Below are 428 nucleotides of genomic sequence, written 5' to 3'. Positions count from 1 at the left end.
GGTATGCCGCGCTTGTCCTTCTTGCCGGAGCGCTCCTTCTTTGGCCGCTTGTCAATGCCACGCCCGGCTATGGTGTCGCCACCGTGGCTTTGATTTTCCTTTTGCTGCTTCTGGCAATCGCGGCCGATAATTTCCCACCGGTGATTGGGGTGGTGTTGCTCTTCCTTGGCGCGCACGGCGCGGCGTGGATGCTTCTCGCCGGCATAACCGGCAATGAGGGGACCGCTCGCGCATCCTTCTATTTGCTGCTTGCCGCGGCATGGCTTCTGGCCTGGCGCTGCGTGACAGCCCTGTCCGCGCTTCGCCCGACCTCGCGCTGGGCGGCGACCGCTTTGAGGCTGATCATTCCGGCTATCTTCGGCGCCTGGATCCTGATCATCTGGGAGGCGGTGACGCGCGGCGCGGGCATCCCCTTCATTCTGCTGCCG

The 428-nt window shown here is 64.0% G+C and carries 1 pseudogene; it reads left to right on the top strand.

The window, feature by feature from the left end:
* Positions 1-428 (top strand): annotated as a pseudogene (locus tag EOA85_RS37035) (ABC transporter permease); the annotation flags it as partial.

Source organism: Mesorhizobium sp. M5C.F.Ca.IN.020.29.1.1 (assembly GCF_003997375.1).
Taxonomy (GTDB): Bacteria; Pseudomonadota; Alphaproteobacteria; order Rhizobiales; family Rhizobiaceae; genus Mesorhizobium; species Mesorhizobium wenxiniae.
The sequence above is the reverse complement of the archived record's forward strand: the minus strand, read 5'-3'. Positions and strand labels throughout refer to the sequence as shown.